Annotated in this window: 1 protein-coding gene; it reads right to left on the bottom strand. The window is 47.9% G+C overall.

Features of this window, described 5'->3' with window-relative positions; genetic code table 11:
• Window positions 1-217 (bottom strand): transposase (locus HMPREF3093_RS09540; protein WP_180363261.1); only part of this gene is annotated, 217 nt, incomplete at both ends.

Here is a 217-nt window from a genome sequence, read left to right as displayed (position 1 = left end):
GTAGCGAAAGTGACTGTGGGTCAGGGTCCGATTTTTGAAGGCTTCAATCTCAGGATCCAGTCGCTTCATAACATCTGACACAAAGGACTTGGAAACCGTCTCGCCACACAATTCCTGCACGATTTTAGTGACTTTGCGTGTTGAGACCCCATTAACCACCATTTCCATCATGGAGAGCAAGAAGGCTTGTTCGTTGCGCTGATAGCGTTCAAAGAGC

Source organism: Abiotrophia sp. HMSC24B09 (assembly GCF_001815865.1).
Classification (GTDB): domain Bacteria; phylum Bacillota; class Bacilli; order Lactobacillales; family Aerococcaceae; genus Abiotrophia.
Note: the sequence above shows the minus strand (reverse complement) of the source record. Positions and strands in the feature narration are given on the sequence as shown.